Consider the following 2,742-nt stretch of genomic DNA (forward strand, 5'->3'; position numbering starts at 1 on the left):
ACTACAGTATCCAAAGATTTTGGCTGCAAAACATACACTTTTAAAGTTACAGTTCTGCCCAAATTGTTACGCAATCGATATATTGTATGTTGCTTCAACACCTTAATACGAGCAGTTGTTGGAGACAAATATTTGTACTCATCCAAATTACCAGTAGTAATTTCACTGAAGCTGATAGGTAAACCTGCAGCTTTGGTGACAATTGCAGCATTAATTAATCGTCCAACTGCATACATAACCCACATTGGACTAAATAACAAACGATTCTGTGCAGGACTTGGTCCTGATCCTTGGGTTGTGATCATACCACAATACTCCGTTGATTGTTGATCATCAAATGCACCAGAAAATGGTTTACCAGGAGTCATTTGAAAATATTGAACATGCAAGTACTTACCAACGAGTTTATCATTGTCAAGTACTTTCAAGATTTTCTTACGTAATGCCATAGAAACTTTCACTGGCTTTCCTCTTGGTTTCTTTGACACATTACCAGTCTTACGAGAAGCTCCCATAACACCATTACCATTATAACCGCCTCTCGATTTTTGGCGTACCACCACCCCCTTTCCGACCGATTTTCTCCTCTTTTCGGGTCTTCTTCGGGTACTAGCAATTCCGGACACACTTGCTTTTCGTTTGTTGCTTGCCATTGCCATTTCGTTCTTTCGATTGGAATACTGACGGTAAGCTTGAGCGGCTCTAGCACCTCCTTTTATACCCCCAGTAATGTAACCCAAAGTTGCAGCACTAGCTGTTCCAATCGCATCCCTCATTTACGCCACTTTTCTTAATTGGGAAATGTGGCGTTTTTATAATTTTTCGGCCTGCGGCCGGCTGGGGGGTCTGAAGACCCCCCTATATCCTTCGGTAGCCGGTAGACTCCGTTCTTGTAAGTAATACTAGCCTCGGGGGATACTCCCGCCGGGCGGTGTTTACAAGAACGGAGTTTATCAGAGTTTTCGCTACGGCCTCCCCCACTCACGCGGGGGCCCCCAAGGGCATTTATACCTAGTATTGTATTATACTCGCGCCACCCAAATTAGGAGACAAGTTCAAGTTTAGGGGGATATGGCTTAGCTTACCCCCTAACTAACACTAACACTAACTAACCCTAACCACTAAGGGGGATATGGCTTAGCTTACCCCCTTTCTAGATCTAGGGTTACAAGGGGGGATAGGCTAAGCCATATCCCCCCGTACAGCCCTAGGCTTATATATAGAAGACTCCCCCACCAAGTCTACATGACTCTCAAAGAATGCCTTCTATCCAAGGACGTTACTGGCTCTGCACGATCCCTCAACACCTGTTTACACCCTTTCTGCCAGATGGCGTCCAATGGATCCGAGGACAACTGGAACAGGGCCATGAGTCCGGATACCTCCACTGGCAAATCATGGTCTCCTTCCCCGCAAAAAAGACTCTGGCCTTCATCAAGACCATCTTTGGAAGAGAAGCCCATTGTGAACTCTCCCGAAGCGCAGCCGCAGACGAGTATGTCTGGAAGGAAGACACCAGAGTACAAGGTACTCAATTCGAGCTTGGAGAGAGACTGTTTCGCCGAAACAATGCCACCGACTGGGATGCCGTCCGCCGCAATGCCGCAGCAAATGATCTTGAGGCAATTCCCTCAGATGTTTATGTTCGTTATTACGTGTCTCTCCGAAGAATTGCATCGGACCACGCTCGACCAATTAGTGTGGAGCGAACTTGTTTTGTTTACTGGGGTCCAACTGGAACAGGAAAGTCGAGGCGAGCTTGGGAAGAAGCAGGTCTGGAAGCTTATCCTAAAGATCCCCGCACAAAATGGTGGTGTGGCTACCGTGGTCAACCAAACGTTGTCATCGATGAATTTCGTGGCGACATCGGAATTAGTCACCTACTCCGTTGGTTGGACCGTTATCCAGTCTCAGTGGAAACCAAGGGCAGTAGCCAACCCTTGGGAGCTAGCAATTTCTGGATCACTTCAAATCTTGATCCAAGAAGCTGGTATCCAGACTTAGACGAAGACACTAAGGCCGCTTTATTAAGAAGACTAAGAATCGTCCATTTTTCAGACTTTTTTCAATAAAGATTCAAACAACAGTTCCAGCAGCTTCATCAATTGGATTTTCATCACCAACATAATCAACAACACCTTCTTGAACTCCTTGATGAACATCAATACCATAACAATATCTTTTTTGATTCAATGTTTGGTTGTTTCCTAAGATAAAAGTCGGTTGAATAACAAATCCGACTTGTTCCGGAATTGCATATTTAATATAACTAGTTTGTTCAATTAAAATTGAAGATGGATCATTAACATTTTGATCAGTATAACGACCAGTAGTTCCACCCGAAGTTCTGACCAAATCATTAAACGCTACAAACATAACTTGTTTTGTAAACTTTTGCTTATCAATAAATGCATTGTTGGTCCAGAACTTAGCAAAATCATATTCCATTGAAGGCCCGTCAACTTTAAAGTTGTACTCCTTACCAGCTTCAATGTTGACAATAGTTTCTTCAACTTTGTAATGATGTTTGAATTGAGAAACCCATTTAGGATTTGCATACAATGTTTCCAAACGACAACCTGTAGGGTTCTCTCCTTTAACAGTATTGTCCTGCAAGTCCATTCCTGAATTCCAAACATCCACAGGATTGGTACCAACAATTGGGACTACAGTATCCAAAGATTTTGGCTGCAAAACATACACTTTTAAAGTTACAGTTCTGCCCAAATTGTTACGCAATCG

Annotated in this window: 3 protein-coding genes; 1 reads left to right on the forward strand and 2 read right to left on the reverse strand. The window is 43.5% G+C overall.

Annotation, left to right across the window (positions count from 1 at the left end; translation table 11 throughout):
- A partial coding sequence (locus tag JQ600_RS36610; RefSeq protein ID WP_212490446.1) for a hypothetical protein occupies window positions 1-776 on the reverse strand: 776 nt, incomplete at its 3' end.
- Window positions 777-1,259: 483 nt separating this feature from the next.
- Between JQ600_RS36610 and JQ600_RS36615 the strand changes: the two genes are divergently transcribed.
- Window positions 1,260-2,072, forward strand: coding sequence for a hypothetical protein (locus tag JQ600_RS36615; protein ID WP_212490447.1), 813 nt, complete (start codon window positions 1,260-1,262; stop codon window positions 2,070-2,072).
- 4 nt (window positions 2,073-2,076) lie between these two features.
- On the opposite strand, the gene JQ600_RS36620 is transcribed toward JQ600_RS36615, so the two are convergent.
- Window positions 2,077-2,742 (reverse strand): hypothetical protein (locus JQ600_RS36620; RefSeq protein ID WP_212490448.1); only part of this gene is annotated, 666 nt, incomplete at its 5' end.

It is taken from the genome of Bradyrhizobium sp. AUGA SZCCT0176 (assembly GCF_018130145.1).
Lineage (GTDB): Bacteria > Pseudomonadota > Alphaproteobacteria > Rhizobiales > Xanthobacteraceae > Bradyrhizobium.

Excerpts from the sequence above, each read along its gene's own strand:
- JQ600_RS36615 (WP_212490447.1), top strand. The coding sequence starts at position 1,260 with ATGCCTTCTATCCAAGGACGTTACTGGCTCTGCACGATCCCTCAACAC.